The sequence below is a fragment of the Pseudarthrobacter sp. H2 genome (assembly GCF_050157045.1).
In the GTDB taxonomy this organism is placed as follows: Bacteria; Actinomycetota; Actinomycetes; order Actinomycetales; family Micrococcaceae; genus Arthrobacter.
On sequence record NZ_CP189594.1, the window covers coordinates 4,243,470 to 4,269,063 of the forward strand.

Here is a 25,594-nt window from a genome sequence, read left to right on the forward strand (position 1 = left end):
CATGCAACGCTTCGCCCTCATCGGCGCCGGATTCATCGGCACCGTCCATGCAGCCAACCTCGCAATCAACCCGGACGTCGACTTCTGTTTTGTGTACGACCTCGACACCAACCGCGCGGATGCCCTCGCGCGCACATACGGGGCCGCCGTGGCCGGCAGCCTCGACGAGATCTTCGACGCCGGCGCGATTGATGCCGTATTCATAGCGTCTTCGACGGACACCCACGCCGGTCATCTTCGGCGCGCCGCGGATGCCGGGGTCGCCGTGCTATGCGAAAAGCCGATCCATCTCGACCTCGCGGAGGCAACCGAGACTGTCGCCTACGCCAGGGAACGCAACACCCTCGCCATGGTCGACTTCAACCGCCGCTTCGACCGCGACTACGCCGAGCTGAAGCGCATCGTCGATTCCGGAGAGATCGGCGACGTTGAACTCATCCAGCTCTCCAGCAGAGGTCCCGCCATGCCTCCCCTCGAGTACATCGCCGTCTCCGGCGGGCAGATGCGCGACCAGGCAGTCCACTTCTTCGATCTCGCACGATGGATCTCCGGATTCGATCCCGTTGAAGTCTTTGCTACCGGGTCCACCCTGGCCGAACCTCGCCTGGCCGCCTACGGTGACGTCGATACCTCGGCCGTCACCCTCCGGCTGGCCTCCGGGGCACTCGTCCAGATCGACTGCACGCGTCGCATCGGATACGGCTACGACGAACGCATCGAGGTCCTCGGATCCACCGGCATGGCCGAGGCGCGCCGCCACCGCAACGGCAACGTATCGCGCTATACCGCCGGCAAGGTCACGGACGACGGGCTCCACCCCGGCTGGTTCGAGAGAGTCAAACCGACGTATGCCGCAGCCCTCGCCGCCTTCGTCAATGCTCTCGAGGACGGCACCCCCATCAGTCCCTCCCTTGAGGACGGGCTGAAAGCCCAAGCGATCGCCGAAGCAGCCACCCGGTCCCTGACGAGCGGCCGGGCCGAACCGATCTCATACTGATCCCCAAGTCGGCCGCGCCGGCCCGGCCCGCGACTCCGACCTGGCTTCCCAAATTCGTCGGTGCCGTCTTCCCGCACACTCAACAACATAGGCGTCCCAGCCCCGCGGACCGCAGGTTCAGCGAAGGCTCGATGCAAGCCATCGAGGAATCGTCCCCCGCGAAGGTGTCCCTCACCTGTCAGGCAGCAAACCGAGCTGCCGGGACCGGCACCGGGGTATAAGTAGTGCCGTCGCGGAGCATGGCCCAAAGGACGTTGAGGCGGCGGCGGGCCAGGGAGAGCATGGCCTGGATGTGGGTTTTCCCCTCGCCGCGTTTTCGGTCGTAGTAGGTCCGGGAAGCGGGGCAGGTTTTCAGCGCCGAAAGCCCGGAGAGGTAGAAGACGCGCAGGAGCCTGCGGTCGTAACGCCGGGGCCGGTGGTGGTTGCCGGTGATCCGCCCGGAATCACGGGGTACGGGTGCGAGCCCAGCGACGCCGGCGAACCGGTCTGCGGTTTCAAAGACCGTGAGGTCGCCGCCGGTGGCTCCGAGGAACTCCGCGGCGAGGACGGGTCCGAAGCCTGGCATGCTGAGCAGGGTTTGCGTGTGCCGGTGTTCGGTGACCTTCTCGCTGATCAGCGCGTCCAGGTCGGCCAGTTCCTTGTTCAGGGTGATGATTTCCTGTGCGAGGGCTGCGACGATCAGTTCCCCGAGGTGCTGGGCCGGTACGGTGGTGTGCTGGGATTTCGCCGCGTCGGCGGCGGCCTGGGCGACCGCGGCGGACGAGCGGGTGCCGTGTTTCTTCAGCCAGGCATGGAGTCTGGCCTGCCCGGTGCGGCGGATCCCGTCCGGGGTGCGGTGTTTGGTCAGCAGCAGCAGCGCTCCTTTGGAGCGGCTGTAGTCAAAGGCCCGCTCCAGGGCGGGGAAGTATTCGAGCAGCTGGGCCTGCAGGCGGTTGATCGCCCGGACCCGGTCCGCGGATTTGTCCGCCCGGCGGGCGGTGAGGATCCGCAGCCCGGTGCTGATCTCATCCCCGGCCCGCAGCGGCTGCAGGTCCCGGCGCATCCTGGCCTGGTCGGCTATTACGGCGGCGTCTTTCGCGTCCGTTTTGCCCTCGCCGCGGTAGAGCTTGGAGGCGTGGTGGACGATCCGGCCCGGGATGTAGAGGATGTTCTGGCCATGGGCGACGAGGATGGCGATCAGCAGCGCCGGCCCGCCGTGGTTCAGGTCGGTTGCCCAGATGACTTCGTCGCCGTCTCCGAGTTTGAGGACGTTGGCGATGAGTTCGAGCAGGGCCGGTTCATCGTTGGGGATTTTCTGCGAGAGCAGCCGGTTTCCGTCGGCGTCGATCACGACGCAGTGATGATGGGCTTTGCCGGCGTCGATACCGGCCCATAGGTGCACCAAAACAGCCTCCAGTCTGTCGTACGGGTGGAACCCGGCAGATAACCGCGCCGTCGTGTCCTTATCCGGCGATCATGTCGCGTCTCTCAATGAGCGGTCGGGTCATCGCGGGGCGGCGGGCGGCCAATCCTTCGGAGCCGTCACGAGATGAGTCGTCCGGCCACAGCAACAAAGCCATACCCGCCTCCCCCGGGTAGCCACGACCCTACAACGGCCACGGAACCACCCGTCAACACCATAAGGACAGCAGCAAAAGATAATAGTGAAGCCTGTGCTGCCCGAGCCTAGCGACGCCCTTGTCGACCTCCTGCAGGCCCTGACAAGACGGTTTAGCGCTGCAGTTACCTATTTTGGTCAATTCGACTCCTCTGACTCAGCGGGCCACGACCTTGTACGCTTTCGGCATGGCAGCGCAGCACCGGTCAATATAACTCAGGGGGACAGAATGGCCAACGTTACGGTAGCTCCAGACATCTTTGACCAGCAGACGGAGGATGGGTCCATTTCCCAGGATTGGGACGGGTGGGAAGGTCCGTCGCCGTTCTTCCTTGTCATCACCGATCAGACAGACAAGGCTGCCGAAGCCCTCTACATCGCCATGGAGCGGTGCATGCACATTGACGGCAACGGCAACGAGTTAGCCGACTCCGAGCTGGAAACCACAAACGAATACACGCCGAATTACTCGTCGCCCGTCCACCTCACACCTAAAGGACCGGTGGCATATCTGGACACGAAAGGTGAACTCTCTCGGGCGATGGGCGAGAAAATGCTTCGCGTCATTGTGGAGGAACTTGAGGCACAGGGAATTACCGCCCATCTGACGACGCCGCCCCGGGGCGCCGATTCAATAGATGGCAGTCCAGAGTGGGAGCCGACCAGGTAGGACGGCAGTCTCCCCAGAACACCCCACGACGTAAACGAGAAAGCAGAAGCCTCGGTCGTCTCCCAGCCTTCATAGGCAAATCGTGAAGAGCGTTTGCAGGCAATCACGTCCGCCCAGTGTCAGCGCGGCTGCTCGAACCTCCACCGGCAGTTCGTCCGCAGACTGGGGCGGCTCAGGCAGCCAGACGGGCGCGCTCGCGACAAGACCGGGGTATACGGGAAAGACCGTACCCCGGACAGCAGAAGGGGCCAATTAGCCGATTCCGATCGGGGCGCTCACGATGGAAACCCCGGGGAGGCCTGTGGCATAGACCTTCACCAGCGTGCGGACGGTGATCTTGGCTCCCTTGTCGGCGGCCGCGAGCTTGTAGGTGGCCGCGGTGGCACCGGTGATGCCAACGCCGTTGCGCTCCCACCGGAACCCAACGTCGGTGGGCATGCGAAAGGTGGCCTTCATCGCGGTCAGGACGTAGCCAACGGCGGCGCAGATCGCCCCAGCCACGGCCCCGCGGCGGACTGAAAAGAGGACTAAAATAGGAAGTGGCCCCGGGCGTAGGCCTTGCACTCAACCGCATATTTGCGTCCCGCGTGCCTCCGGCCTGTCCCCCATGGTGCCGGAGGCACCTCCGCGGGACGAGCCTGCCGGAGGCACCCGCCCGTGAGGAAACCCTTAGACGGTGCGGACGACGTCCTCATAGGCGAATTTCGGCTTGGCCTCGCCCCACGCGTCCACGCCGGGCTGGCCGATGTTGACCACGAGGAAGCTCTTCTGGCTGCCGTCGGCGTAGAACGCGGCATCGATCGCCGGGAAGTCCGCACCCGTCATGGGACCGGCGGCGAATCCGAGGGAGCGGACGGCGAGGATGAAGTAGCCGGCCTGCAAGTGGGCGTTGTTGTTGCCCGTGGCGGCGGCGAGGTCCGGGGCGGCGTCGTACATGGCCTTGGGGGCGTTGTACCCGGGAAGGAAGCTGTCCCACTGCTCCTGCCAGGACGTGTCGTAGCTGAGGATGGCGACGAGGGGTGCGGCGGCCGTCTTGGCGCGGTTGCCGTTGGAGAGGGCGCCCACGAGGGTCGCGCGGGCTTCCTCGGAGCGGACATAGGTGACGCGCATCGGCTGGGAGTTGAAGGCGGTGGGGCCGAACTTGGTCAGTTCGTAGATGGCACGTGCCTGCTCGTCCGTGACCTCCCCGGTGAAGGCATTGGCAGTGCGTGCTTCGGCAAAGATTGCGTCTACGGCGGCTGCGTCAATTACTGCTTCGTCATGGGCGATTGTCATTCGCGTCCCTTTCGCTGGGCCGGCGCACCCGGGTGATGGCTGGCGTTCTGCTTTCCATAGTTGCAACCTCGACGTCGATCGCCCGCTTCCCGCGTCGGCCCGTGACGTTCGGCACAGCGGGCCGGCACAGGGCAGAACCGCACGGATCACCCGGGAACGGCCGCGCGGTAAAGTTGCTCCGGAAGATTCCTTCCGCGCCCCGCCACATTCCCGCCACATTCCCCGAAAGGCCCCCGGCAATGAGCATGCTCGGTACCAAATGGAAGCTCCACGGCAACGGCAGGTCGATCCGCCCCGGCGAGGTCGTCAGGCCCGACGAGCGCCTGGCCTGGCCCCTGACCATCGGCGTCGGGATGCAGCACGTTGTCGCCATGTTCGGCGCCACGTTCCTGGTCCCGATCATCACCGGCATGCCGCCCGCCACCACACTGTTCTTCTCCGGCATCGGCACCCTGCTGTTCCTGGTCATCACCCGGGGCCGCGTGCCCAGCTACCTGGGCTCCAGCTTCGCCTTCATCGCGCCGATCATGGCGTCCCAGCAGCAGTTCGGCGTTCCCGGCGCGCTGGGCGGCGTGGTGCTGGCCGGCGTCGGGCTGGCCGTGATCGGAGCCGTGGTGCAGAAGTTCGGGGCGGGCTGGATCAACCGGCTGATGCCGCCGATCGTCACCGGTGCGATCGTCGCCCTGATCGGCCTGAACCTGGCCCCGGCGGCGAGGCAGAACTTCGACTCCGCGCCCGTCACTGCCGTGATCACCCTCGCGGTCATCATCCTGGTCAGCGTCTTTTTCCGCGGCATCCTGGGCAGGCTGAGCATCCTCGTCGGCGTCGTGGTGGGCTACCTCGTCGCGATGATGCGCGGCGAAGTCGACTACTCCAAGATGGACGGCGCCGCCTGGATCGGGCTGCCGCACTTCCAGACCCCCGAGTTCCACCTCGGCGTCGTCGGACTCTTCCTGCCCGTGGTGCTGGTGCTGGTCGCCGAGAACATCGGCCATGTGAAGGCCGTGTCCGCCATGACGGGGCAGAACCTCGACGGCGTCTCCGGGCGGGCGCTGATGGCCGACGGCGCGGCGACGGTGCTGGCCGGCCTCGGCGGCGGTTCGGGCACCACCACCTACGCGGAAAACATCGGCGTCATGGCCTCCACGAAGGTGTATTCGACGGCGGCGTACTGGGTGGCCGGCATCTTCGCCGTGGTGCTGAGCTTCTCGCCGAAGTTCGGTGAACTCATCGCCACCGTCCCGGCCGGCGTGCTGGGCGGCGCGGCAACCATGCTCTACGGCATGATCGGCGTCCTCGGCGTGAAGATCTGGGTCCAGAACAAGGTGAACTTCTCCAACCCCGTCAACCTGACCACGGCCGCCGTCGCCCTGATTGTCGGCATCGCGGACTACACCTGGACCGTCGGGGACCTGAAGTTCACCGGCATCGCGCTGGGTTCCGCCGCGGCCCTGGTGATCTACCACGGTATGAAGGCCATCGCCAAGGCCCGCGGCACCGTGGCCGAGCCTGAGACGGAGTCGCCCGCGGCACTACAGAGCCTGCCGCCGGCGGTCAGGGCCGCCGCGAGCGCCGCGGCCAAGCGCGCCGGCAGGAAGCGCCGCTAGCCTTTCACCGGGATGAGCCGAAGGCCGGCATCCGGCCACCGTCCGGTGGCCGGATGCCGGCCTTTTTGTTGTGGCCTCCAGGGCGTGGCCCGCGGAGCTTAATCGGCGTCGGGTTCCTCGGTGTTGGCGGCATCCATCTCGGCATCGGCGGACGGCACCGCGGCGTCGCCGCCCCCGGCCGCCGCTTCGCTGCCCGGTTCGAAGCCGGGGTCCGTGCTCTCTTTTTCTGCCTTCATCTGATCCTCCGTCCCGCCCAGGCGTCCCGCTCCGGGCTCTCCCGCACTGTCTTGGTCTTCGGCTCCGAACTGGCTGAGGTCCGGCGCCCCGGCCGGGGATGTCTCGCCGTCTGTGCTGTCCTGGCTCAGGCCTGCCTCGTCGAACGCCTCCTCCTCCCGCGGCTGGGCGAACTTCTTGGTGTCGTCACCGCCGGGCATTTCCTGCTCTACGGTCGGCGTTCCGTAGCCGCCGGCTTCCTCGGCCGGGTTTCCGTGCTGCTGCTCCTGGCTCATGTCATTCCTCCTGCTTGTCGGAAAGCTGTTGCTGGGAAATCTGATGGAAAGGCGTTCAGAGGCCACCGCCCTGCCGGTCCCCGAGTCTCCGCCGGTAATCAGCGCGGCCTTCCCCTCGAGGGTGCCGCTCCCCCGGCAGCTTTCTTCGCCGGGTCCGCGGTGCGGCGGTCCCATTGAAAAACTGCCCCAGCAACGTAAACAATTCCACCCTACCCGGAAATAGTCAGCAGCCTTAGTACCAACTTGAAATTAGCAACTCCCGAGCATAGGTTGAGTCCTGACGGCCGCGTCGCGGCGCGTCCACGAGCGGGGAGGTGCGCCGATGTCCGATCCGGAAATTTCGCCCGACCCCGGCCGGAATGAAAGCGCGGACCAGCGCCTGGACCGGAACTGGATGGAACTGGATGGAACTGATCCAGGAGCTCCGCGTCCTCCAGACCGGCGTCCAGATCCTCGCGGGCTTCCTGCTGACGTTACCCTTCCAGGCCCGGTTCCCCAGCCTGGACGCTTTCCAGAAGGGCCTCTACCTCGCGGATGTGTCGCTGGCCGCCCTGACCACCGCCGTGATACTGCTGCCGGTGAGCGTGCACCGGCGGCTGTTCCGCCAGCACCTGAAAGCCGCCCTCGTGGCAAGCGCGGACAACATCACGAAGTTCGCGCTGGGGGGCGTCGGGCTGCTCAGCGTGGGCTCGGCGGCACTGGTCTTTGACGTCACTGCGGGCCGCGCCGCCGGACTGACGGCGGGCGGGGTGCTGCTGGCCGTGCTGCTGGTCCTGCTGGTCTACGTTCCGGCCCGGCTCAACCGTGAGGCAGCCAAGCGGGCGGGCGCCGGGGACAGTGCGGCGTGACCGGACCGGCATCCACCATCCACAACAAGAAACTGGTGCAAGCATGGGCAAATGGGTAAAGGAACGCGGGCTGCTGCTGGCCAACATCGGGCTCTTCCTCGTCTTCTTCGGCGGAATGGTCCTCAGCGGCGCGAGCAGCTACAGCGAGGACCAGGTGGCGCACGGGGAACCGGCCGTCAGCGTGGCCGAGTACCTTGCCACCGGCGATTTCGTCGAAGCCACGTTTGAGAACTGGGAATCGGAATTCCTGCAGATGGGCATGTACGTCCTCCTGACGGTCTTCCTCTTCCAGAAAGGATCCTCGGAGTCTAAGCCGATAGGCCAGGAAGCCCGCAGGACCAGGACCCGCGGAACGCCACACTCAAGGCCGCCACTCAGTGGCCGGTGCGGCGCGGGGGCTGGGTGCTGAAGCTCTATGAACATTCCCTTTCCATCATGTTCATCCTGCTGTTCCTGGCCTCGTTCGCCCTCCACGCCGCCGGCGGCAGCGCGGCCTACAGCAGCGAGCAGGAGAGCCACGGCCAACCGCCGGTCACCGTGCTCGAGTATCTTGCGACCAGCCGCTTCTGGTTCGAATCGTTCCAGAACTGGCAAAGCGAATTCCTGGCCGTCGCCGTCCTCGTCGGCGCCTCGGTCGACCTCCGTGAAAAGGGCTCACCCGAGTCCAAACCCGTGGCCGAGCCCCACTACGAGACCGGCACCTGAACGCTCAGGCCCCCTCAAGCACCTGGCTGGTGGCCCAGGTGAGGTACTTCGCGGCGTTCGCGACGGCGTCGGCCGGGCTCCCGGCGAGGTCCAGCAGCTGCGCGGCGGCCACCACGCCGTGCCGGGCGAGGTCCTCCGGGGTGACCAGGATGCGGCCGGCCACCACGATCACCGGGATGCCGAGGTCCCGGGCGGCGTCGGCGAGCGCAATCGGCGCCTTGCCGGCCAGTGACTGCGAATCCAGCGACCCCTCGCCGGTGATGACGAGGTCCGCCTCGGCGAGCCTGGCGGCAAGGCCGGTGAGCCCGGCCACCAGCTCGAACCCGCCCTCCAGCGCGGCGTTGCTGAAGGCCAGGAACGACGCCGGGAATCCGCCCGCCGCCCCGGCCCCCGGAACGTTGATTTCCCGGCCGGTGGCCTGGCGCAGCACCGAGGCCCAGTTCCGCAGCCCCGCATCGAGCAGCTCCACGGCGTCCTCGTCGGCGCCCTTCTGCGGGCCGAAGACGTGCGCCGCTCCGTCGCTTCCGAACAGTGTGTTCTGCACGTCGACGGCGATCCGGAACCTGACCGCGGCCAGCCGGGGATCGAGCCCGCTGAGGTCCACGGAAGCGACATCCGCCAGCGACCCGCCGCCCAGGGGCACCACGTTGCCGGCGGCGTCCAGCGGTTTGAGCCCCAGCGCGCGAAGGGCGCCGCTGCCGCCGTCGGTCATGGCCGAGCCGCCCAGGCCCAGCACGATCTCCGTGGCGCCGGCATCCATCGCCGCCGCGATCAGCTGGCCGCAGCCGTAACTGTGGGCGCGCAGCGCGTTGGCCGGAGTCGGTTCCATGTGCGCCAGGCCGGACGCCTGCGCGGTTTCGATTACGGCGGTGCCGCCGCCGAACGCGTCCTTGCGGAGGGCCCAGGCCGCGCCGACCGGCGCCAGGATCGGGCCGACGACGGCGTTGAGCCGCTCCTCGTACCCGGCCGCGACGGCTGCCTCCAGGGTTCCCTCGCCGCCGTCGGCGACCGGGAACTGGACGGCCTCGGCGTCGGGATAGACGCGGAGGGCGCCCTCGGCGATGGCGGCGGCGGCTTCGGCGGCGGTGAGGGAGCCCTTGAACTTGTCCGGGGCGATGAGGATGCGCATGGCTCTATCCTGCCAGCCCGGCTGCGGGCCCGGTGCCGGCGGCCGGCTGGGAGGTCCGGGCTGCTTCGTCCGCGAACTCATCGAGGCGCGGGCGTCACCGCCGCCACTCGCCGCGTTCCTGCAGCACCGCTTTGAGCAGGTCGGCGCGGTCGGTGACGATCCCGTCCACGCCGAGGTCCAGCAGCCGGTGCATTTCGGCCTGCTCGTTGATGGTCCAGACGTGCACCTGCAGGCCGTGGCGGTGGGCGCGCCGCACAAAGCCGGGAGTCACCACCGGCACGGCGCCGTAGCGGACCGGGACCTGCAGGGCGTGGACGCCGCGGAGCACCCGCGCCGCGACCAGACGCAGCAGCGGGGCCGGCAACACCGGACCCAGCAGGACGAACAGGGCGTTGGAGACGACGCCGGCCGAGCCCGCGGCGGGCCGGCTCAACTGCTTCAGCACCGCGCGGCGCCGGCGGTCCGAGAAGCTGGCAATCAGCACCCGGTCATGGAGCCCGTACCGCTCGATCGCGGCGGCCAGGGGGTCCACCGAGTTCCAGTCCTTGACGTCCAGGTTGAGCCGGACCTCCGGAAAGGCGGCGACGAGCTCCTCGAACAGCGGGACCGGCTCCACACCGCCGATCCTCGCCCGGGCGACGGTCGCCGCGGGGAGCTCCGAGATCCGGCCGTGTCCGTCCGTGACCCGGTCCAGTGACTCGTCGTGGAACAGCAGCAGCACGCCGTCGGCCGTGGTGTGGACGTCTGTCTCCAGGTGCCGGAACCCGAGGCCGACGGCGGCGCGGAACGCGGCCATCGAGTTTTCCAGGCCGTCCAGGGAGAAGCCGCGGTGGGCCATCGCGAGGGGCGCCGCGGCAGGCGCACGGCCCTCATCATTCAGGCCGCCGGCGGCGGCGCCGTCGAGGCTGCCGCCGGCGGCAAAGAAGGGGTGCGGAACGCTCACCCCTGAAGCGTACCGGTCCTGCCTGGACCTGCGGTCAGGGAAGCCGGAGGCCCAGGCCGGCGAGCTTGGCCTCAAGGACCTGGGCCACGCCGTCGTCGTCGAAATGCGGGGCCTGCTGGCCGGCGGCGCGGATCGCCTCCGGGTGGCCGCTGGCCATCGCGTAGCCGTCGCCGGCCCAGCGCAGCATCTCGATGTCGTTGGGCATGTCCCCGAAGGCCACCACGTCCTGCGCCTCGATGCCCAGCGATGCGGCATACGCGGCCAGGGTGACGGCCTTGTTCACGCCGGGGAGGGAGAGTTCCAGGAGCGCCATGCCCGGCGCCGAGTGGGTGGCCGCCGCCAGGTGCGCGACGGCGGGCGACACCTCGGCCAGGAACTCATCGGCGGTCCCGGCGCGGACGACGGCCAGGAACTTCACCACGGAATCCGCCGCGGTGAGCGTGGTGTGCAGCGCGGCCGGCGTGTACTCGGCGAGCAGCCGGCTGGAGCCGTCCTCGATGAACCCCGGTTCCAGGTGGAAACCGGTCAGGGTCTCGGCGGCGAACAGAGCCGCGGGGCGCAGCCGCCGGATGATGCGGCGGGCCTCGAAGACGGCGTCGAGCTCCAGGCCCCGGGCCGAGACCAGGCGGTCCGCCTCAAGGTCCCACACCACGGCGCCGTTGGAGCAGATGACTGTTCCGGTGTGGCCCAGCTGCTCGCGCAGGGGGTGCAGCCAGCGCGGCGGGCGCCCGGTCACGAAGACCAGTTCGACGCCGGCGTCGCGGCAGGCGTGGAACGCGCGGACGGTGCGGTCGCTGATCCTGCCGTCGTGGCCGAGGATCGTTCCGTCAATGTCACTTGCTACCAGCCGCATACTGCCAGTCTACGTTGAGGCCGGGACTCCGCAGGGGCGCCCGTGGGGGACGGTGGCCTGCCTGAGCCGAAGTCGCGGGCGAGTCGCGGGCGCGAAATCGCCGGAAGCGTGCCGACGTCGCCGGAACGCCGCGGCGAGTCCGCAGGCTTCCGGCGATTTCGGCGCCGCGGACGCCGGGTCCAGCTCAGACGTCGATCGTGACGACGGCGCGTTCCCCGCCGGAGTCCGCCCGCGCCCCCGCTGCGGAGCTGACGGCCCGGGAGACGCAGCAGCACATCTTCGCCGCCGCGTGCTGCTGGCGTTCGCTGTAGAAGACGTCGCGGTGGTCGATGGAGCCCTGCAGCCCCAGCAGCCGGACTTCGCACAGGCCGCACTCACCCTTGCGGCAGTCGAACATCATGTCCACGCCGGCGCCCTCGAGGGCCTCCAGCATGGACGTTCCGGGACCCACGGTCGCCTCGATGCCCAGGCGGGGCACCCGGACGACGAATTCCTCGGGGTCGTACCAGCCGCTGTTGCCGAAGGTCTCGAACCTGAGGTTGGGCCCGGCGAGGCCGCGCGTGTCCCAGCCCCGCTTCACGGCGTCCATCAGGCGGATCGGTCCGCACATGTACAGTTCGGTGTCCCGGCCCACGCCGGCCAGCAGCTCGTCCACCTTCAGCGCCGTGCCTTCGTCGTCGACGTGCAGCCGGAGCGCGTCCCCGTGCAGCTGCTGCAGCTGGGGCAGGTAGGCCATGGCGGCCCGGCTGCGGCCGGCGTAGACGAGGGTGTAGTCGGCCTTGATGTTGCGGAGCACGCGCGCCATGTTGAGCAGCGCGGTGATGCCGATCCCCCCGGCCAGCAGCACGTAGCGCGGCGCGCCGATCCGGAGCGGGAAGTTCTGCAGCGGCTGGGTGATCTCGAGCCGGTCGCCCGCCCCGAGCCCCTGCATGTACACCGAGCCGCCGCGGGATTGCGGGGCTTTGAAGACGCTGATGGCCACCCGGCGGCCGTCCTCGCTGGAGTCCACGACGGAATAGGAGCGCTTCTGGCGTTCCCCGTTGATCGTGACCATCACGTCGAGGTGCGAGCCGGGCTCCGCCTTTTTGGGGATCGACTGTGCCAGGACCAGGCGCCGGATGTCCGCGGTGATGGTCTCGGCCTCGACGACCGTACCCGTTTGCCAAACCTCGATGTTTGTTGCTGCCATGTCCTTCTTCTATCGTCTTGGGCATCTGACGCCCCGGGGAAAGGTGCCTGCCGTTCCGGCTGTGCCGGGGCGTGTGTGCCGGGCGGCTGTGTCAGGTTGCCGGGGTCAGACGGCCGGGATGAGCCGGCCGGGATGTCGGCCTTCGGCCATGAGCTGGCGCTCGATCAGCCGCCGCACCCACATGCCGCCGGCGTCGATGTTGAGGTTGTAGAACTCGTAGTCGGGGTTCGCGTCGATCGCCTCCTGCTGGGCCTTGAGCATGGCCTCGTCCTCCCCGAACACCCCGTGCACACCGTCGCGCAGCTGGGTGGTGATCAGCTGGCTCTCCAGCCGGTAGTTGCGCATGAAGGCCCAGAAGTAGTGGCAGGTCTTCGCGCTCTCCGGGGAGATGGTGTTCATGACGAAACCGTTCACGCCCTGGCTGCGGTCCCCCTCCGGCGCCCCGGTGCCCGCCTTGGCGACCCCGACGTCGATGTTGATGGTCGACGGCGACTGGAAGGTGATGATCTGCCAGCGGTCCACCTTGCCTTCGAAGCCCGGGAACTTGTCGCGCATGTTCTTGAGCCAGAACGGCGGGGCGTCGATGTCGAGCATCCAGCGGGTGACCGTCACGGTGTTGCCGTCCTGGGACACGATGAAGTCCGAATCGCTCAGTTCGTCCTGGCCGATCGTGGAGGAGTGCACGAATTCCTCGTGGGTGAGGTCCATGAGGTTGTCCAGCACCAGCTGGTAGTTGCACGGGGCGAAGATGGTCTGGCCGTCGCCGGCCCATTCGTCCGAGGACATCTGGTGCATGTCCGGCACCAGGTCCGGATCGGCCAGGGTGGGGTCGCCGAGCCATACCCACACGTAGCGGTAGCGTTCGACCACCGGAAAGGACGGGACCGTGGCACTGGGATTGATGGTTTCCTGGGCAGGCATCGAGACGCAGCGTCCCGCGGAGTTGTAGACGATGCCGTGGTACGGGCACTGGATCTGGTCCTTGCCCAGCGTCTTGCCCATGGACAAGGGTGCCAGCCGGTGCCAGCACGCGTCCGCCAGGGCCACTGCCTTTCCGTCTTCGGTGCGGTACAGGGCCAGCGGGCGGTCCGCGATCCGCCGGGACATCGGCTTGCGGGTCACTTCGTGGTCCCAGGCCGCCACGTACCAGGCGTTGAGCGGATAGCCCAGCACCTTGTTGGTCGTTGAGCTCATGGGCTGCGCCAGTGCGGTCATGATCGTTCCTTCCGTCACGCTATATCTATATCCATAGGTAGTGGGCTGGATCACAGCATAACTATGCCCATAGATAGTTGCAAGGGCGGCGCGCGGCACACCCGGGGGACGGCATGGAAAAGGCCCGGAACCACGCGGGTTTCCGGGCCTTTCGTCGCTCAGGACTCCAGTTTGTCGATCAGTTCAAGGCCACGCCTGGCCCACTCGATCTCGGCCTTGGCGCGGTCGATCATGCCCTCGTACGTGAAGATCTTGTACCCGGCGATCTTCGCCCGGTCCTCCTCGGGCGCCACTTCGAGGCGCCGCGCCAGGGTGGGGTTGCTCCGGTCGTCCAGCGCAGCGATCATCTCCTGCCACTGCTGCACGCGGGAGGAGTGGTAGTCGATGTGGGCGCGCATCTGGGCCCGCGCCGCGTCGGGGTCGGCCCACTCGAGGTAGGCCGCCTTGAGGTGGATCGGGTCCCGCTCCCGGCTGTAGTCGAGGGTGGTGTTCATCCAGGCGCGGAAGGCCTCCACCCCCTCGGGGGTGATGTGGTAGCGCTTTTTCTTGCCTTTTTTACCCCAGGGCTCTTCCACGCCGCTGAGCAGGCCGTCCTTTTCCATCCGCCGGAGTTCGGGATAGATCTGGGAGTCCGGCGCGTGCCAGACGTAGCCGACGGAGTGTTCGAAGTGTTTGAAAACGTCGTAGCCCGTGAGGGGCTGGGACGTCAGCAATGCAAGCAGGGCGTACCGCAGACTCACCCGCCACCGTTCCTCTCGGTCAGGCGACCGCCGGCATGCCTTGCGGCCAGGCCGGGGGCCGTCTCCATTAAAGCGCTTGTCAACTAACTACCATCATAGTTATGCTGTGGTTCACACCACATCTCACTATCAGTATAGATAGTCCAGGCTGCCGCCCCTTCGTCGAGGAGGTCCGGCAGCCGGCACCGGAAGCCCTCTCCACACTTCCGCGCCCCTACGCCCAGCAATTGCCCGGACCGTCCGCGGCCTCCAGAAAGTAGTTCCCATGCAGCTCCAAGAACGCATCGACGCGTCACGCATGTCCCCGTACCAATGGCTCATCGTGGGGCTGTGCATCGTCCTGAATGCCCTGGACGGCTTCGACGTCCTGGCCATGGCCTTCACCGCCAACAGTGTCACCCGCGAATTCGGTCTCAGCGGCGGCGAGCTGGGCATCCTGCTCAGCGCCGGGCTGGTGGGCATGGCGGCCGGTTCGCTGGGGCTGGCCCCCTTCGCCGACGTCATCGGGCGCAGGCCCATGGTCCTGATCTCCGTCGGCCTGGCGACCGCGGGAATGCTGCTGGCCGCCCTGTCCCATTCGGCCGTGGAACTGGGTATCTGGCGGGTGGTGACGGGCCTGGGCATCGGCGGCATTCTCGCCTGCACCAACGTGATCGCGAGCGAGTATTCGTCCAAGCGGTGGCGGGGGCTGGCGATCAGCATCTACACCGCCGGCTACGGCATCGGCGCGACGCTCGGCGGTGCGGCCGCCGTGAGTCTGCAGGCAAGCTTCGGCTGGCGTTCGGTGTTCCTGTTCGGCGGCATCTGCACCGCCGCCACGCTCCTGCTGCTGGCCGCCCTGCTGCCCGAGTCCGTGGACTTCCTGGCCAGCCGCCGCCCCCGGAACGTCGTCGACCGCCTCAACAAGATCGCCCGCAGGATCGGACAGCCCGCGCTGACGGAACTCCCCGCCGTCGCCGCCATCGCCAAAACCGGGAAAAAGAACAAGCTCTCCGAACTGTTCACGGCAGGAAACCGCCGCTCCACTTTGCTCGTGTGGCTCGCCTTCTTTGCCACCATGTTCGGCTTCTACTTCGTGAACAGCTGGACGCCGCGGCTCCTGGTGACCGCCGGAATGACCGAGAGCCAGGGCGTCACCGGCGGCCTGATGCTGACCCTGGGCGGAACCTTCGGCTCGCTCCTCTACGGCGTGCTGACCATCCGCTGGAACAGCCGCAAGGTGATGATCGCCTTCGCGGTGCTGTCCGCCGCCACCATGGTGATGTTCATTTCCACCGCCGGCATCCTCGCCCTGGCCTTTGCGGCCGGCGGCGTCGTGGGCATGCTGATCAACGGCTGCATCGCCGGCATGTACACCATCGCCCCGGCGCTCTACGGCGCGTCCGTGCGGAGCACCGGCGTCGGCTGGGCCATCGGGATCGGCAGGGTCGGCGCGATCGTCGCCCCGCTGATCACCGGCGCCCTGCTGGATGCGCACTGGACGGCTTCCATGCTCTACATGGGGGTCGGCGTCGTGGTCCTCGTGGCCGGTGCCGCCGTGGCCGCCATGCGGCCGTCCATCGCCCAGGCCAGCTCAGGTGCCGCGGCCGCCGAGGCCGCCGAGGAGAAGCTGACGACGGCGGTCTGACCCGGCAGGCCTGCCGCCGGGCGCGAAATCGCCGGAAGCGTGCCGGGATCGCCGAACCGTGCCGGCGACGTCGGCAGGGTTCCGGCGATTTCGGCGCCGCGGCCCGGCCGGGACCCGGCCGGATCCGTCCCTAGTGCCGCTCGAAGATGCCGGTCAGGGTTCCCCGGCCCAGGATGTGCGGGGCCAGCTTCGCTTCCAGCTTGGCCGGGGAGGTGCCTGCGTCCAGCCCCGACTGCTCCACGTCCAGGGCATAGACCGTGACGACGTAGCGGTGCGGCCCGTGGCCCGGCGGCGGCGCGGCACCCAGGTAGCCGTGGAAGCCGGCGTCGTTCTTCAGCTGCAGGGCGCCGGGAGGAAGCCGCCGGTTGTCCTCGGCGCCCGCACCGGCCGGCAGCGAGGTGACGCCGGCGGGGAGGTCCAGCACGGCCCAGTGCCAGAATCCGCCGTGGCCGGGAGCGTCGGGGTCGAACATGGTCACGGTGTAGCTCCTGGTGCCGGCCGGGGCCCCGCTCCAGCCCAGCTGCGGGGATTCGTCCTGGCCGCCGGCGCGCATTTTCCCGCTCCGCTGGGCCGGCGGGAGGGTCTGGCCTTCCTTGAACGACTCGCTGCTGACGTGGAGAGCGGGAATATCGTGGCGTGTCATGGCTGCTCTTCAGTTGCTGTTGAGGTCGGCGATTCCGGCGCCGGCGGTTTCGGCACTGTCCGCACCGGCACTGTCCGATTCGGCGGTGTCGGAATCCGCGGCCCCCTGCTCCATCCGGTTGAGTTCCGCCCGGTTGGGCGGGTTCGCGCCGGCGCGGGACACTGTCACGGCGGCGGCGAAGGCGGCGCGAGCCAGGAGTTGGCGGAGCGAGCCGGCCGAGAGTCCGCGGAGGTCCTTGCGGTTCTGCGCCCCGTCCAGGCCCAGGTCCACCACCACGGAGAGCAGCGCGGCCATGAAGGAGTCCCCCGCCCCGACGGTGTCCGCCACCTCCACAGCGGGCGCGGGAAAGTGCGTTTCGCCGGCGGCGTTGATGCCCCAGGGCCCCTCGGCGCCGCGGGTCACCACCACCATCGCGGGACCTTCCGTGCCGCCCAGCGACAGCCAGCGCCGCGCCGAGTCGAGCGGATCCACGCCGGGGTACAGCCATTCGAGGTCTTCGTCGGAGGCCTTGACGATGTCCGCCAGGACGACGAACTTCTCCGCCTGCCCGCGCGCGTAGTCGACGTCGGTGATGATGCTCGGCCGGCAGTTGGGATCAAAGCTGACCGTCGTTGACGGATGGGCATGCTCGACGGCGGCCAGCACCGCGGCGGCGCCCGGCGCCAGCATGGTGGCGATCGAGCCGGTGTGCAGCAGGGTGGTGCCCTGCAGCAGGAACGGCAGGCGCCCGGCGAGGCCGGGCAGCTCCCAGGCGAGGTCGAAGGTGTAGCTGGCGGCGCCGTCGTCGTCTAATACGGCGGTGGCCACACTGGTGGCCAGTCCGTCCGGGGCCAGCGGCAGCAGCACGGAACTGGACCGGAGGTGGGCCGCGACCGAGTCGCCGTAGGGGTCCCGCCCGTAGCGGCCGATGAACTGCACGGGGTGGTCCAGCCGCGCCAGCCCCACCGCGACGTTCAGGGGGCTGCCGCCGACGTGGGCCTGGACACCGGAGGAGCGCCGGACAACATCAACAAGTCCCTCGCCAATAACTGTGAGCATGCTCATACTCTGCCAGAGAACGCAGCCGGGCGCCGCTGTGTTCCGGAACCTGTGTTCCGGCGCCTTTCGACGCGCGTGGTCCGCTCAGCCGGGGATTGCGCGGGACCAGTCCATCTGGATCCCGGCGGCCTCGGCGTCGTGGAACCTGGCATCGATGTGGACCACGTCCCTGCCGGCGCGCTGCAGGAGGCTGGCGGCGATCCCGGACCGGTAGCCGGAGCCGCAGTGGATCCAGAGTCTTCCGGCCGGCACCTCGTCCAGGCGCAGCAGCAGTTCATGCAGCGGGACATTCACGGCACCGGCCACCCTGGACCTGGCGTATTCGTCGGCGCGCCGCACGTCCAGGACCGTGTCCCCGCCCGCCAGGCCCTCAAGCACCCCGTCCCAGCCCTCAAGCACCCCGTCCCAGCCCACGCGGGGATAGGAGGCCAGGGCAGCCGTCGGGGCCAGCGATTGCGGGTCCGTGCCGACGGCGGCGTCCGGGGATTCGATGCCGAGGCGGGTGAGGTCGCGGATGGCGTGTTCCACGTCCCCGCGCGAGCCGACGAGGGTGAACTGCCCGCCCCACGGCATCACCCAGCCCAGGTAGGTGCTGAAGCTGTTCCCGTATTCGAAGCTCACGGCGCCCCGGAAGTGGTTGCTGGCGAACGCCACGCGGCGCCGCAGGTCCACTACCCACTCCCCCTCGTCCAGGCGCCGGGCGAGCTCGCCGGCGTCGAGCGACTCCGGCACGGCCAGTTGCGCCGGGCCCGGGCCCTGGGCGTTGGCTGCGCCCATGTGCGCGTAGTAGGAGGGGTAGGCCGTGAGGTTGCCCATGAGCTCGCGGACGAAGTGCTCCTCGTCCGGGTCCGTCAGGGCATGGTTGGCGGTCAACTGTTCGCCGATTGTCGAGGACCCCGCGCCCGACGCCGGGCCGGACGAGCAGAACGAGCCGAAGCCGTGGGTCGGGAACAGTGCGGCGTCGGGCCCGGCTTCGGCGGCGAGGCGCCGTACCGAGGCGTACTGGTCGTGGGTGAGGCCGACCGTGTCCGCTTCGGCAACGAGGTCCGTGCGGCCGACCGAGCCGTAGAGCAGGCTTCCCCCGGAGAAGACGGCCCGCTTCCCGCCGTCGTCGACGATGAAGGACAGGTGCGTGTGGGTGTGACCGGGCGTGGCGACGGCCTTGACCGTCAGCGAACCCACCTTCAGGGTCTGGCCGCCGGTGATGGGCACCCGCTCGAACGCCACGGCATCCGCGGCGTTCACGAGGTAGCTGGCGTGGTGGGCCCTGGCCAGTTCCAGGCCGCCGCTGAGGTAGTCATTGTGCACGTGGGTTTCCGCCACGTGCGTGATGACGACGCCGGCCGCCCTGGCGGCCGCCTCGACGCGGTCCGTGTCCCGCTGCGGGTCGATGACCAGCGCCACCGATCCGTCATGGACCAGGTAGCTCCGGTCCCCCAACTGCGGGGTCTCGATGACAATGACCTCCATGGTTCCCATCATGACCGTTGGGGGCGTGAAATCAAGCCGGCTGTGCGGGCTGGGCTCCTTAGCTGGCGCTGTCCTGCTGGTACACGTCGGGGATGCCGTCGTGGTCCGAATCGACCTTTTCCTCTTCCTCGGCCCGGCGGTAGTGCCGGTTCCGGGTCCGCAGCACCGCGGTGGCGAGGAGGGCCGCCAGCACGGAGGCCGCCAGGATCCCCACCTTGGCGTGGTCGTCGTGGACGCTGCCCTGGCCGAAGCTCAGCTCGGCGACCAGCAGGGACACGGTGAAGCCGATGCCGGCCAGGATCGAGACCCCGAAGATGTCGATCCATTTGAAGGAAGCATCCAGCCGTGCCCTTGTGGCCTTGGTCAGGAGCCATGTGGTCCCCAGGATGCCTGCCGGTTTGCCCAGCACCAGGGCCAGGATGACGCCCACCGCCACCGGATCGGCCAGCGCCGAGCCCAGCCCCGCCCAGCCGCCCACGGCGACGCCCGCGGAGAAAAAAGCGAAAAGCGGTACGGCGATCCCGGCGGAAATCGGCCGGGAGCGGTGTTCGAAGATTTCGGCCAGTCCCGGCCCCGCGTCCGGGCCTCCGCTGGCCCGGGACCGGAGCACCGGGATGGCGAAGCCGAGCAGGACCCCGGCCACCGTGGCGTGGATGCCGGAGGCATGCACGAATGCCCAGGTCGCGGCGGCGAGGGGCAGCAGGATGAACCACGCGGCCATGGCGTGCCTGCCGAAAAACCGCCGGCACTTCTGCGCCAGGAACGTATAAAGGCCCAGCGGGAGCAGCGCCAGCAGCAGCGGCACGGGCTGGAGGTCGCTGGAATAGAAGACCGCGATGATGCCGATGGCCAGCAGGTCATCCACCACGGCGAGGGTGAGCAGGAAGATCCGCAGGGCACTGGGCAGGTGCGAGCCGATGATGGCCAGGACCGCGACGGCGAAGGCGATGTCGGTGGCGGTGGGGATCGCCCAGCCGCGCAGCGTCCCGGGGCTGGAGAGGTTCACCAGCGCGAAGACCAGGGCGGGAACAATGACGCCGCCAACGGCAGCGGCGACGGGAACGACCGATTTGCTTAGCTGCCGCAGGTCGCCCGCGATGAACTCCCGTTTGAGCTCGAGCCCGACGAGGAAGAAGAAGATGGCCAGCAGCCCGTCGGCCGCCCACGCCCCCAGGCTCAGGTCAAGGTGCCAGGGCGCGTAGCCAATCCGGAAGTCCCGCAGGGCGAAGTAGCTGTCCGAGGCCGGCGAGTTGGCCCAGACGAGGGCAATCACGGCCGCCGCGACCAGCAGGGCGCCGCCCACCGTTTCCTTCCGGAGGATTTCCCCGATCCGCAGTGATTCGGCGTAACTGCCGCGGCCGAAGACGGTGGGGCGCGGGCGGGCGGGAGGAGGTGTGGCGCTCATGGGGTCCTAAACGTTGGCTCGACAGAATCATGCCGACCAGACTTCCCGGCGCACCTGCCACCAGTCTAACCGCGCCAGTCCAACCGGACAGGTCCAACCGGACAGGATGGGACTCAGCCCAGCAGCAGCTGGACCAGCTCGCGGCACTTCCGGTAGGCGGCGGCCTTCGGATCGATCAGGGCGAAGTGATCACCGGGGACCTTCAGCAGCTGGACGGGTGAGCCCGCAGCCTTCGCCGCGCCAGCATAGGACTCGGACTGGTTCATCGGGACGGTGTCATCTTCCATGCCGTGTACCGCATATACAGGGACCCGCAGGGGCACGGCGCTCATCGGATCCACGTATTTATGCCTCTTGGGGTATTTCTCGGAGGATCCGCCGAGGAGGTTGCTGACCGCGCCGTTGCTGAGGTTCAGCCGTTCGGCGGCAGCCAGGTTGAGCAGCCCCGACTGGCTGACGACGCCGGTGAGGTGGACAGCGCCGCCGTTGTCATTGCGCAGGAGCTGGCGGTCCGCATCCGGGGAGCCGAGTTGGCCGAGCCGGCTGCGGCCCGCAGCCCAGACGGCCAGGTGTCCGCCGGCGGAGTGGCCGAGGGCGACGACGCGCTCCAGCCCGAGGCCATATTCGGGGGCGATGTCGCCAAGCTTGTCGATGCCGGCCAGCACGTCCGAGAACGTGTGCGGCCAGCCGCCGCCGTTGCCCGCCCGCCGGTACTCCAGGTTCCAGGCGGCCATGCCGTGCGCGGCGAGGTCCTTGGCCAGCGGTTCGCCGAGCTCGGCGCCGTACTGGGAACGCCAGTAGCCGCCGTGGATGACCACCACCACACCCCTGGGCGCGGCAGTCTCCGGCAGGAAGAGCTCTCCCCACTGGCTCGGGTCATCACCGTAGTGGTACTTGTGCCTCTTCACTGCGTCCTCCTTGGGGCCCGGTGAACATGCGGCGGAGACTGCCCCCAGCATCACCGCCGCTGCGGCTGCGATCAGAGCCCGACGCCGCACATCAGACATGTGCTGAGCCTACCTTGCGCCCCGGGCGGGGCGGGGAAGGCGGGCCGGGGCCGGCGGCCGCGCGGGTGTCACCCCTGCCGCCGTCGTACCTGCGCCGTAAGCTAATCGGATGGCTAGTAATTGGGACAGCTTGGACGCCGGCCTGCGCGCATCGGTGCAGGAAAACGTGGAACTCTACGAGCGGGTGCGCCCTGCCCTGAAACTTGTCACCCGGGAGGTCCTGCTCACCCTGCGGACCATGCTCAAGGGCACCGAGGTGAGGCCGCTGTTCGTCACCGGCCGCACCAAGACGGTGGAGTCCTTCCGGGAGAAGATCTCCCGGACGGAGGAGCCGCTGGAACCCGGGGGGCCGCGGGTCCTGAAGTTCCCGGACCCGTTCCGGACGCTGAACGACATGGTGGGTGTCCGGGTGATCACCAAGCTCCCGGCGGAGAACGCGCTGGTGGCCAACCTGATCAAGCGCCAGCGCCAGCTCTTCGACTGCCGCGGCGACCGCGAGAAGGACATCGGTTCCATCGAGTCCGGGACGTACGGCTATTCCAGCCGGCACCTGATCCTGCGGACCATCCAGAACGAGGCCGCCAAGGAGTACCAGCAGGTCTTCAACCCGGACGTCCAGCCCAACGGCAGCTACTTCTTCGAATGCCAGATCCGCACCGTCTTTGCCCATGCCTGGAGCGAGATCGAGCACGATATCCGTTTCAAGGCCGAGGATCCGCGCGCGTGGACCCCGCACTTCGACCGGCAGTTCACCGCCACGGCCGCCATGCTGGAAACCGTGGAAAGCGCGTTCTCGGATCTCCACGACCGCTACGAGGAGGTCCGCAGCTTCTGGGACATGGACGGCGAAGGCGCTGCCCCGCTCACGCCCAACCGGATCCGTGACGTCTGGCGGACGCTCCTGCCACACGTGGACCGGAAGGTCGACGACGACTGGGGCTGGGCGGCCGAGCTGATGGCAGCCCACAGCCTCAACCAGACCATGCAGCTCGCCGGACTGCTCAGCGCCACCCGGATCACCGAGGTCCGCAAGGCCCTGGACCACCGCTACTCCCCCGGCCCGGACCGGCTGCTGGATGACCTCCTGCTCTGGCAGTACGGCACCAAGCACATCGACCTCACGGCGGAACCGGCCGACGTCGTGCCGCACCCGCGGCGGGACAGCCTCCAGCGGCGGCTCAAGCAGATCGAGCGGTACCGGCTGACGCAGGGGTAGGCACCTGCCGGGCCATCGGTGCGCCGGGTTTCCCCGGCTTTGGCGCGGCCCTGGCCCGGGGACCGGCTGCGTAGCGGAGACGCGGCTCAGCCCAGGTGGACCACGGGGGCGTCGGACTCCGTGCCACTGAAGGTCTTGCGGTCGATGGTGATGAGCAGGACCGCGATCGGGGCGATCAGGATGGCCACACCCGCGGCCCAGAGGAAAACCGCGGAGTAGCCGCTGGAGAGCGCCGCCAGCTGCGTGCCACCAGCTGCGGCGGTGGCCGCGGCTGCGATGGTGCTGAACAGGGCGATGCCCAGGGAGCCGCCGATCTGCTGTGAGGCATTGACCAGGGCTCCGGCGACGCCCGAATCGTCCTTATCCACGCCGAACAGCGCGAGGTTCTGCATGGGCACGAAGACCATGCCGAGGCCGATGCCCATCAGGATCAGTGCGGGCAGCATGATGACGGCGTAGCTGCCGTCCGCGGTCACACCGGTCAGCCACAGCATGGCAGCTGCCATAAAGACCGGGCCGAGGGCAGTGGGGATCTTGGCACCGAGCTTCGGCAGGTTCTTTGCCACGAGGCCAGCCGTGACCATCAGCACCAGGGTCATGGGCAGCGAGGCAATGCCGGCCAGGAACGGCTTGAAGCCGAGCACAATCTGGATGTAGAAGTTGATGAACAGGATGCCGCCGATCAGCACGGCTCCGGACAGGAACGAGGCCAGGAACGCGGCCGCACGGTTGCGCTCGGTAGCGATGCGCAGCGGCAGCAGCGGATGCTTGACCTTCTTTTCGACCGCCACGAACAGCATCAGGAGGATGACGCCGGCGGCGATGAAGCCCCAGGCCTCGGGTGCGCCCCAGCCGTGTTCAGCGTTCGTGAAGCCGTAGACGAGGGAACCCAGGCCCAGTGCCGCCAGGACGACGCCGGGCCAGTCGTACTTGGTGGGCCCTCCGGCTTTGCTCTCGCGCACCTTGAGGGAAACACCGATCAGGGCGATGATGGCGATCGGCACGTTGACGAAGAAGCACCAGCGCCAGGAGACGTAGTCGGTCAGGTAACCGCCCAGCAGGACGCCGACCGCAGCACCCACACCGCTGATGGAGCCGAAGATCGCGAACGCGGTGCCGCGGTCCTTTCCGCCGGGGAAGGAAACGGTCAACAGCGCCAGGGCGGCCGGAGCCAGCAGCGCGGCGAACACACCCTGCAGGGCGCGGGCTCCGATCAGCTCCCAGGCCTCCTGGGCAATGCCGCCGATCAGCGAGGCGACGGCGAAGCCTGCCGCGGCGACGATGAAGGTCCGCTTGCGGCCCCAGAAATCCGCGATGCGGCCACCGAGCAGGAGGAACGCGCCCAGTGCCAGGGCGTAGGCCGTGACCACCCAGGCCCGGGTTGAGTCGCTGATCCCCATGTGGGCCTGCAGCTGGGGAAGCGCCAGGTTTACGATGGTTCCGTCGAGCACCACCATGAGCTGTGCAAGGGCAAGGAAGATGAGTGCCCCCCATGCCGCCTTCGGCCTTTGCCCTTGCTCCACGCCTGAATCCAGTAACTGTGTAGCCACGCCACTCCCACTCTCCAAGTAATAATACTTATATAAGTATAACTAATAATGGCGAGTGATCATGTCCAGTATTGGAGTGACATGGGCGACTACTCGGGTTCGGCGAGGAACGAGGCGAGCCGCTGCAGGGCCGGGAGGCTCGCGGCAATCTGCTCGCGCTCCGCCGGCAGCAGATGGGAACTCGCGGAGGCTAGGGCTTCAGCCCACGCGCCCTCGAGCAGCGCCTTGATGCGCTGGGACTCCGCCGTCGGATGCAGGGCGACGTAGCGCTTGTCGGCGGCGTCGCGGGTGCGGGTGACAAGATTTCCGGCCACCAGCTCGCGCAGCTGGACACTGACGTTGCTGAATTGCCGGCCCAGGCGGGAGGCGACCTCGGCGACGGTGATCCCTGGATGGCTTTCGATGACCCGGAGGATTTCGAGCACACCGTTGGACAGCGGCCGGACCCCCGTATCGTTGTGGGATTTCCGCCGGACATCGGAGGAGATGTCGAGCAGTGCCACGGCCAGGGCCAGGTGGTCCACGGCGCTTACCGGGGCTGTGCTTGCTTCAACACTTTCCATCCCATAAGCATAGGCGCGGGGCTGTGATGAAATCAGGCGCCGGCCTCCCGCGGCGCGCGGCGTGGCAGACCCGCGCTGTTGCCTAATCGGCCAGCAGGAAGCACCATGTGTCGACCATCAGCTCCAGCGAAATGTCGCGGTCCACGGTCCAGCCGAGCCGCATCCACCGCCGGGAAAAGAACTCCAGGTCGCCGAAGGCGAGCGAGCAGCGGACGCGTCGACTGGACGGCTCGAACCGCCCGGCCCGGTCCAGGCCGGCCTGCATCTCATCGATGGCACCGTCGAACCACTCATCCAGGGCCGCCTGAATTTCAGGTTCACTCGCGGCAGCCTGATGCGCGGCAGTGACATAGGGGCGGATCTCGGCCCACTGAGCGAACTTCCGTTCCAGCCATGCCCTGATCTGCCCACGGTCGCCTGACTCCACCACCGACTGCAAGGGCGGCACATCCGCCGCCGTGAGCATCTCATTGGACCGGGCGACGAGCGACTGCATGAGCCGTGCCTTGGAGGGGAAATGCGCATAGAAGGTGGCCCGGGTGGTCCCCACGCCGGCAGCAATGTCGTCGACGGTGGTCGCCGCGTACCCCTTCGCCTCGAAGAGCTCCAGGGCCTTCTCGAGCAACAGCCGGCTGGTCATCTGTTTCTGAGCTTCTCTGATGCTTGCCACAATGCCAGCGTAATGCAGGCGCACTCCCCCACTTGGCGGGACGGCACGCGGCCGATGACCCGGCGAATAGTCACCAACACGCAAACCCCTAAGTCACACTGATAAGTCACTTGACGCAATGTCTAGCG

24 protein-coding genes and 2 pseudogenes are annotated in these 25,594 nt (G+C 68.2%); 7 read left to right on the plus strand and 19 right to left on the minus strand.

All coding sequences use genetic code 11. From position 1 onward, the window contains the following. Position 1 precedes the first annotated feature (1 nt). A complete protein-coding gene (locus ACQCSZ_RS19660; protein ID WP_427005340.1) occupies positions 2-997 on the plus strand; it encodes a Gfo/Idh/MocA family protein in 996 nt (331 codons plus the stop codon). A gap of 178 nt (positions 998-1,175) precedes the next feature. Here the strand turns inward: ACQCSZ_RS19660 and ACQCSZ_RS19665 are convergent, their stop codons facing one another. Next, complete coding sequence (locus ACQCSZ_RS19665; RefSeq protein ID WP_427005341.1) at positions 1,176-2,381, minus strand: IS110 family transposase; 1,206 nt, start codon at positions 2,379-2,381, stop codon at positions 1,176-1,178. Between the two features lie 442 nt (positions 2,382-2,823). On the opposite strand from ACQCSZ_RS19665, the gene ACQCSZ_RS19670 reads away from it, so the two are divergent. Beyond that, entirely contained in the window at positions 2,824-3,264 is a 441-nt protein-coding gene (locus ACQCSZ_RS19670) for a hypothetical protein (protein ID WP_427005342.1), read from the plus strand. 252 nt (positions 3,265-3,516) lie between these two features. Here ACQCSZ_RS19670 and ACQCSZ_RS19675 read toward each other — a convergent pair whose 3' ends face one another. Then, the gene (locus ACQCSZ_RS19675) at positions 3,517-3,702 is read right to left on the minus strand and encodes a hypothetical protein (RefSeq protein ID WP_427005343.1); all 186 of its coding nucleotides are present in this window, start codon (positions 3,700-3,702) and stop codon (positions 3,517-3,519) included. Between the two features lie 231 nt (positions 3,703-3,933). After that, positions 3,934-4,539 carry a malonic semialdehyde reductase gene (locus ACQCSZ_RS19680; RefSeq protein ID WP_427005344.1) on the minus strand — a complete coding sequence of 202 codons (606 nt, stop codon included), beginning with the start codon at positions 4,537-4,539 and terminating at the stop codon, positions 3,934-3,936. Between the two features lie 239 nt (positions 4,540-4,778). On the opposite strand from ACQCSZ_RS19680, the gene ACQCSZ_RS19685 reads away from it, so the two are divergent. After that, a complete protein-coding gene (locus tag ACQCSZ_RS19685; RefSeq protein ID WP_427005345.1) occupies positions 4,779-6,146 on the plus strand; it encodes a uracil-xanthine permease family protein in 1,368 nt (455 codons plus the stop codon). Between the two features lie 98 nt (positions 6,147-6,244). On the opposite strand, the gene ACQCSZ_RS19690 is transcribed toward ACQCSZ_RS19685, so the two are convergent. Together ACQCSZ_RS19690 and ACQCSZ_RS19695 are read right to left on the minus strand one after the other, a co-directional pair. Further along, positions 6,245-6,655: a hypothetical protein gene (locus tag ACQCSZ_RS19690; protein ID WP_427008481.1), complete on the minus strand. Its 411-nt coding sequence runs from the start codon at positions 6,653-6,655 to the stop codon at positions 6,245-6,247. A 60-nt stretch (positions 6,656-6,715) separates the two neighbouring features. Continuing rightward, positions 6,716-6,829, minus strand: a pseudogene (locus tag ACQCSZ_RS19695) (NAD(P)-dependent dehydrogenase); the annotation flags it as partial. Between the two features lie 230 nt (positions 6,830-7,059). On the opposite strand from ACQCSZ_RS19695, the gene ACQCSZ_RS19700 reads away from it, so the two are divergent. Together ACQCSZ_RS19700 and ACQCSZ_RS19705 are read left to right on the plus strand one after the other, a co-directional pair. Further along, positions 7,060-7,503 carry a DUF6328 family protein gene (locus ACQCSZ_RS19700; RefSeq protein ID WP_427005346.1) on the plus strand — a complete coding sequence of 148 codons (444 nt, stop codon included), beginning with the start codon at positions 7,060-7,062 and terminating at the stop codon, positions 7,501-7,503. Between the two features lie 43 nt (positions 7,504-7,546). Continuing rightward, positions 7,547-8,208: pseudogene (locus ACQCSZ_RS19705) on the plus strand (DUF6766 family protein). Between the two features lie 4 nt (positions 8,209-8,212). Here ACQCSZ_RS19705 and ACQCSZ_RS19710 read toward each other — a convergent pair. The 6 genes from ACQCSZ_RS19710 to ACQCSZ_RS19735 all read right to left on the minus strand — a co-directional run bounded on the left by ACQCSZ_RS19710 (position 8,213) and on the right by ACQCSZ_RS19735 (position 14,277). After that, a complete protein-coding gene (locus tag ACQCSZ_RS19710; protein WP_427005347.1) occupies positions 8,213-9,337 on the minus strand; it encodes a glycerate kinase in 1,125 nt (374 codons plus the stop codon). Between the two features lie 94 nt (positions 9,338-9,431). Continuing rightward, positions 9,432-10,175, minus strand: a complete 744-nt coding sequence (locus ACQCSZ_RS19715) for a glycerophosphodiester phosphodiesterase (RefSeq protein WP_427008397.1) — start codon at positions 10,173-10,175, stop codon at positions 9,432-9,434. A 139-nt stretch (positions 10,176-10,314) separates the two neighbouring features. Further along, positions 10,315-11,133 (minus strand): HAD family hydrolase, encoded by an 819-nt coding sequence (locus ACQCSZ_RS19720; protein WP_427005348.1) that lies wholly within the window; start codon positions 11,131-11,133, stop codon positions 10,315-10,317. Between the two features lie 184 nt (positions 11,134-11,317). Continuing rightward, positions 11,318-12,322 carry a PDR/VanB family oxidoreductase gene (locus ACQCSZ_RS19725; protein WP_427005349.1) on the minus strand — a complete coding sequence of 335 codons (1,005 nt, stop codon included), beginning with the start codon at positions 12,320-12,322 and terminating at the stop codon, positions 11,318-11,320. A 105-nt stretch (positions 12,323-12,427) separates the two neighbouring features. Continuing rightward, positions 12,428-13,537, minus strand: coding sequence for an aromatic ring-hydroxylating dioxygenase subunit alpha (locus tag ACQCSZ_RS19730; RefSeq protein WP_427005350.1), 1,110 nt, complete (start codon positions 13,535-13,537; stop codon positions 12,428-12,430). Positions 13,538-13,695: 158 nt separating this feature from the next. Continuing rightward, the gene (locus tag ACQCSZ_RS19735; protein WP_427005351.1) at positions 13,696-14,277 is read right to left on the minus strand and encodes a PadR family transcriptional regulator; all 582 of its coding nucleotides are present in this window, start codon (positions 14,275-14,277) and stop codon (positions 13,696-13,698) included. Positions 14,278-14,542: 265 nt separating this feature from the next. Here ACQCSZ_RS19735 and ACQCSZ_RS19740 point away from each other — a divergent pair, with 265 nt between their 5' ends. After that, complete coding sequence (locus tag ACQCSZ_RS19740; RefSeq protein WP_427005352.1) at positions 14,543-15,904, plus strand: MFS transporter; 1,362 nt, start codon at positions 14,543-14,545, stop codon at positions 15,902-15,904. Positions 15,905-16,034: 130 nt separating this feature from the next. Here ACQCSZ_RS19740 and ACQCSZ_RS19745 read toward each other — a convergent pair whose 3' ends face one another. The 5 genes from ACQCSZ_RS19745 to ACQCSZ_RS19765 all read right to left on the minus strand — a co-directional run bounded on the left by ACQCSZ_RS19745 (position 16,035) and on the right by ACQCSZ_RS19765 (position 21,368). After that, positions 16,035-16,547, minus strand: a complete 513-nt coding sequence (locus ACQCSZ_RS19745) for a YbhB/YbcL family Raf kinase inhibitor-like protein (protein ID WP_427005353.1) — start codon at positions 16,545-16,547, stop codon at positions 16,035-16,037. Between the two features lie 9 nt (positions 16,548-16,556). Next, positions 16,557-17,585, minus strand: a complete 1,029-nt coding sequence (locus ACQCSZ_RS19750; RefSeq protein WP_427005354.1) for a PfkB family carbohydrate kinase — start codon at positions 17,583-17,585, stop codon at positions 16,557-16,559. 84 nt (positions 17,586-17,669) lie between these two features. Continuing rightward, positions 17,670-19,055 (minus strand): MBL fold metallo-hydrolase, encoded by a 1,386-nt coding sequence (locus tag ACQCSZ_RS19755; RefSeq protein WP_427005355.1) that lies wholly within the window; start codon positions 19,053-19,055, stop codon positions 17,670-17,672. Positions 19,056-19,113: 58 nt separating this feature from the next. Next, positions 19,114-20,460 carry a Na+/H+ antiporter NhaA gene (gene nhaA, locus ACQCSZ_RS19760; RefSeq protein ID WP_427005356.1) on the minus strand — a complete coding sequence of 449 codons (1,347 nt, stop codon included), beginning with the start codon at positions 20,458-20,460 and terminating at the stop codon, positions 19,114-19,116. A gap of 113 nt (positions 20,461-20,573) precedes the next feature. Continuing rightward, entirely contained in the window at positions 20,574-21,368 is a 795-nt protein-coding gene (locus ACQCSZ_RS19765) for an alpha/beta hydrolase (protein WP_427005357.1), read from the minus strand. Between the two features lie 208 nt (positions 21,369-21,576). On the opposite strand from ACQCSZ_RS19765, the gene ACQCSZ_RS19770 reads away from it, so the two are divergent. Next, positions 21,577-22,683, plus strand: a complete 1,107-nt coding sequence (locus ACQCSZ_RS19770; RefSeq protein ID WP_427005358.1) for a GTP pyrophosphokinase — start codon at positions 21,577-21,579, stop codon at positions 22,681-22,683. An 86-nt stretch (positions 22,684-22,769) separates the two neighbouring features. Here ACQCSZ_RS19770 and ACQCSZ_RS19775 read toward each other — a convergent pair whose 3' ends face one another. The 3 genes from ACQCSZ_RS19775 to ACQCSZ_RS19785 form a co-directional block, all read right to left on the minus strand. After that, on the minus strand, positions 22,770-24,233 hold the full coding sequence (locus tag ACQCSZ_RS19775) for an MFS transporter (RefSeq protein ID WP_427005359.1): 1,464 nt from the start codon (positions 24,231-24,233) through the stop codon (positions 22,770-22,772). Between the two features lie 89 nt (positions 24,234-24,322). Then, entirely contained in the window at positions 24,323-24,796 is a 474-nt protein-coding gene (locus ACQCSZ_RS19780; RefSeq protein ID WP_427005360.1) for a MarR family winged helix-turn-helix transcriptional regulator, read from the minus strand. An 82-nt stretch (positions 24,797-24,878) separates the two neighbouring features. Further along, positions 24,879-25,466 carry a TetR/AcrR family transcriptional regulator gene (locus ACQCSZ_RS19785; protein WP_427005361.1) on the minus strand — a complete coding sequence of 196 codons (588 nt, stop codon included), beginning with the start codon at positions 25,464-25,466 and terminating at the stop codon, positions 24,879-24,881. Positions 25,467-25,594 lie beyond the last annotated feature (128 nt).

Excerpts from the sequence above, each read along its gene's own strand:
- ACQCSZ_RS19715 (WP_427008397.1), bottom strand. The coding sequence starts at position 10,175 with ATGGCCCACCGCGGCTTCTCCCTGGACGGCCTGGAAAACTCGATGGCC.
- ACQCSZ_RS19780 (WP_427005360.1), bottom strand. The coding sequence starts at position 24,796 with ATGGAAAGTGTTGAAGCAAGCACAGCCCCGGTAAGCGCCGTGGACCAC.
- ACQCSZ_RS19720 (WP_427005348.1), bottom strand. The coding sequence starts at position 11,133 with ATGCGGCTGGTAGCAAGTGACATTGACGGAACGATCCTCGGCCACGAC.
- ACQCSZ_RS19750 (WP_427005354.1), bottom strand. The coding sequence starts at position 17,585 with ATGCTCACAGTTATTGGCGAGGGACTTGTTGATGTTGTCCGGCGCTCC.
- ACQCSZ_RS19710 (WP_427005347.1), bottom strand. The coding sequence starts at position 9,337 with ATGCGCATCCTCATCGCCCCGGACAAGTTCAAGGGCTCCCTCACCGCC.
- ACQCSZ_RS19755 (WP_427005355.1), bottom strand. The coding sequence starts at position 19,055 with ATGGAGGTCATTGTCATCGAGACCCCGCAGTTGGGGGACCGGAGCTAC.
- nhaA (WP_427005356.1), bottom strand. The coding sequence starts at position 20,460 with ATGAGCGCCACACCTCCTCCCGCCCGCCCGCGCCCCACCGTCTTCGGC.
- ACQCSZ_RS19670 (WP_427005342.1), top strand. The coding sequence starts at position 2,824 with ATGGCCAACGTTACGGTAGCTCCAGACATCTTTGACCAGCAGACGGAG.
- ACQCSZ_RS19685 (WP_427005345.1), top strand. The coding sequence starts at position 4,779 with ATGAGCATGCTCGGTACCAAATGGAAGCTCCACGGCAACGGCAGGTCG.
- ACQCSZ_RS19660 (WP_427005340.1), top strand. The coding sequence starts at position 2 with ATGCAACGCTTCGCCCTCATCGGCGCCGGATTCATCGGCACCGTCCAT.
- ACQCSZ_RS19675 (WP_427005343.1), bottom strand. The coding sequence starts at position 3,702 with ATGCCCACCGACGTTGGGTTCCGGTGGGAGCGCAACGGCGTTGGCATC.
- ACQCSZ_RS19770 (WP_427005358.1), top strand. The coding sequence starts at position 21,577 with ATGGCTAGTAATTGGGACAGCTTGGACGCCGGCCTGCGCGCATCGGTG.
- ACQCSZ_RS19700 (WP_427005346.1), top strand. The coding sequence starts at position 7,060 with ATGGAACTGATCCAGGAGCTCCGCGTCCTCCAGACCGGCGTCCAGATC.
- ACQCSZ_RS19740 (WP_427005352.1), top strand. The coding sequence starts at position 14,543 with ATGCAGCTCCAAGAACGCATCGACGCGTCACGCATGTCCCCGTACCAA.
- ACQCSZ_RS19690 (WP_427008481.1), bottom strand. The coding sequence starts at position 6,655 with ATGAGCCAGGAGCAGCAGCACGGAAACCCGGCCGAGGAAGCCGGCGGC.
- ACQCSZ_RS19680 (WP_427005344.1), bottom strand. The coding sequence starts at position 4,539 with ATGACAATCGCCCATGACGAAGCAGTAATTGACGCAGCCGCCGTAGAC.
- ACQCSZ_RS19745 (WP_427005353.1), bottom strand. The coding sequence starts at position 16,547 with ATGACACGCCACGATATTCCCGCTCTCCACGTCAGCAGCGAGTCGTTC.
- ACQCSZ_RS19730 (WP_427005350.1), bottom strand. The coding sequence starts at position 13,537 with ATGACCGCACTGGCGCAGCCCATGAGCTCAACGACCAACAAGGTGCTG.
- ACQCSZ_RS19725 (WP_427005349.1), bottom strand. The coding sequence starts at position 12,322 with ATGGCAGCAACAAACATCGAGGTTTGGCAAACGGGTACGGTCGTCGAG.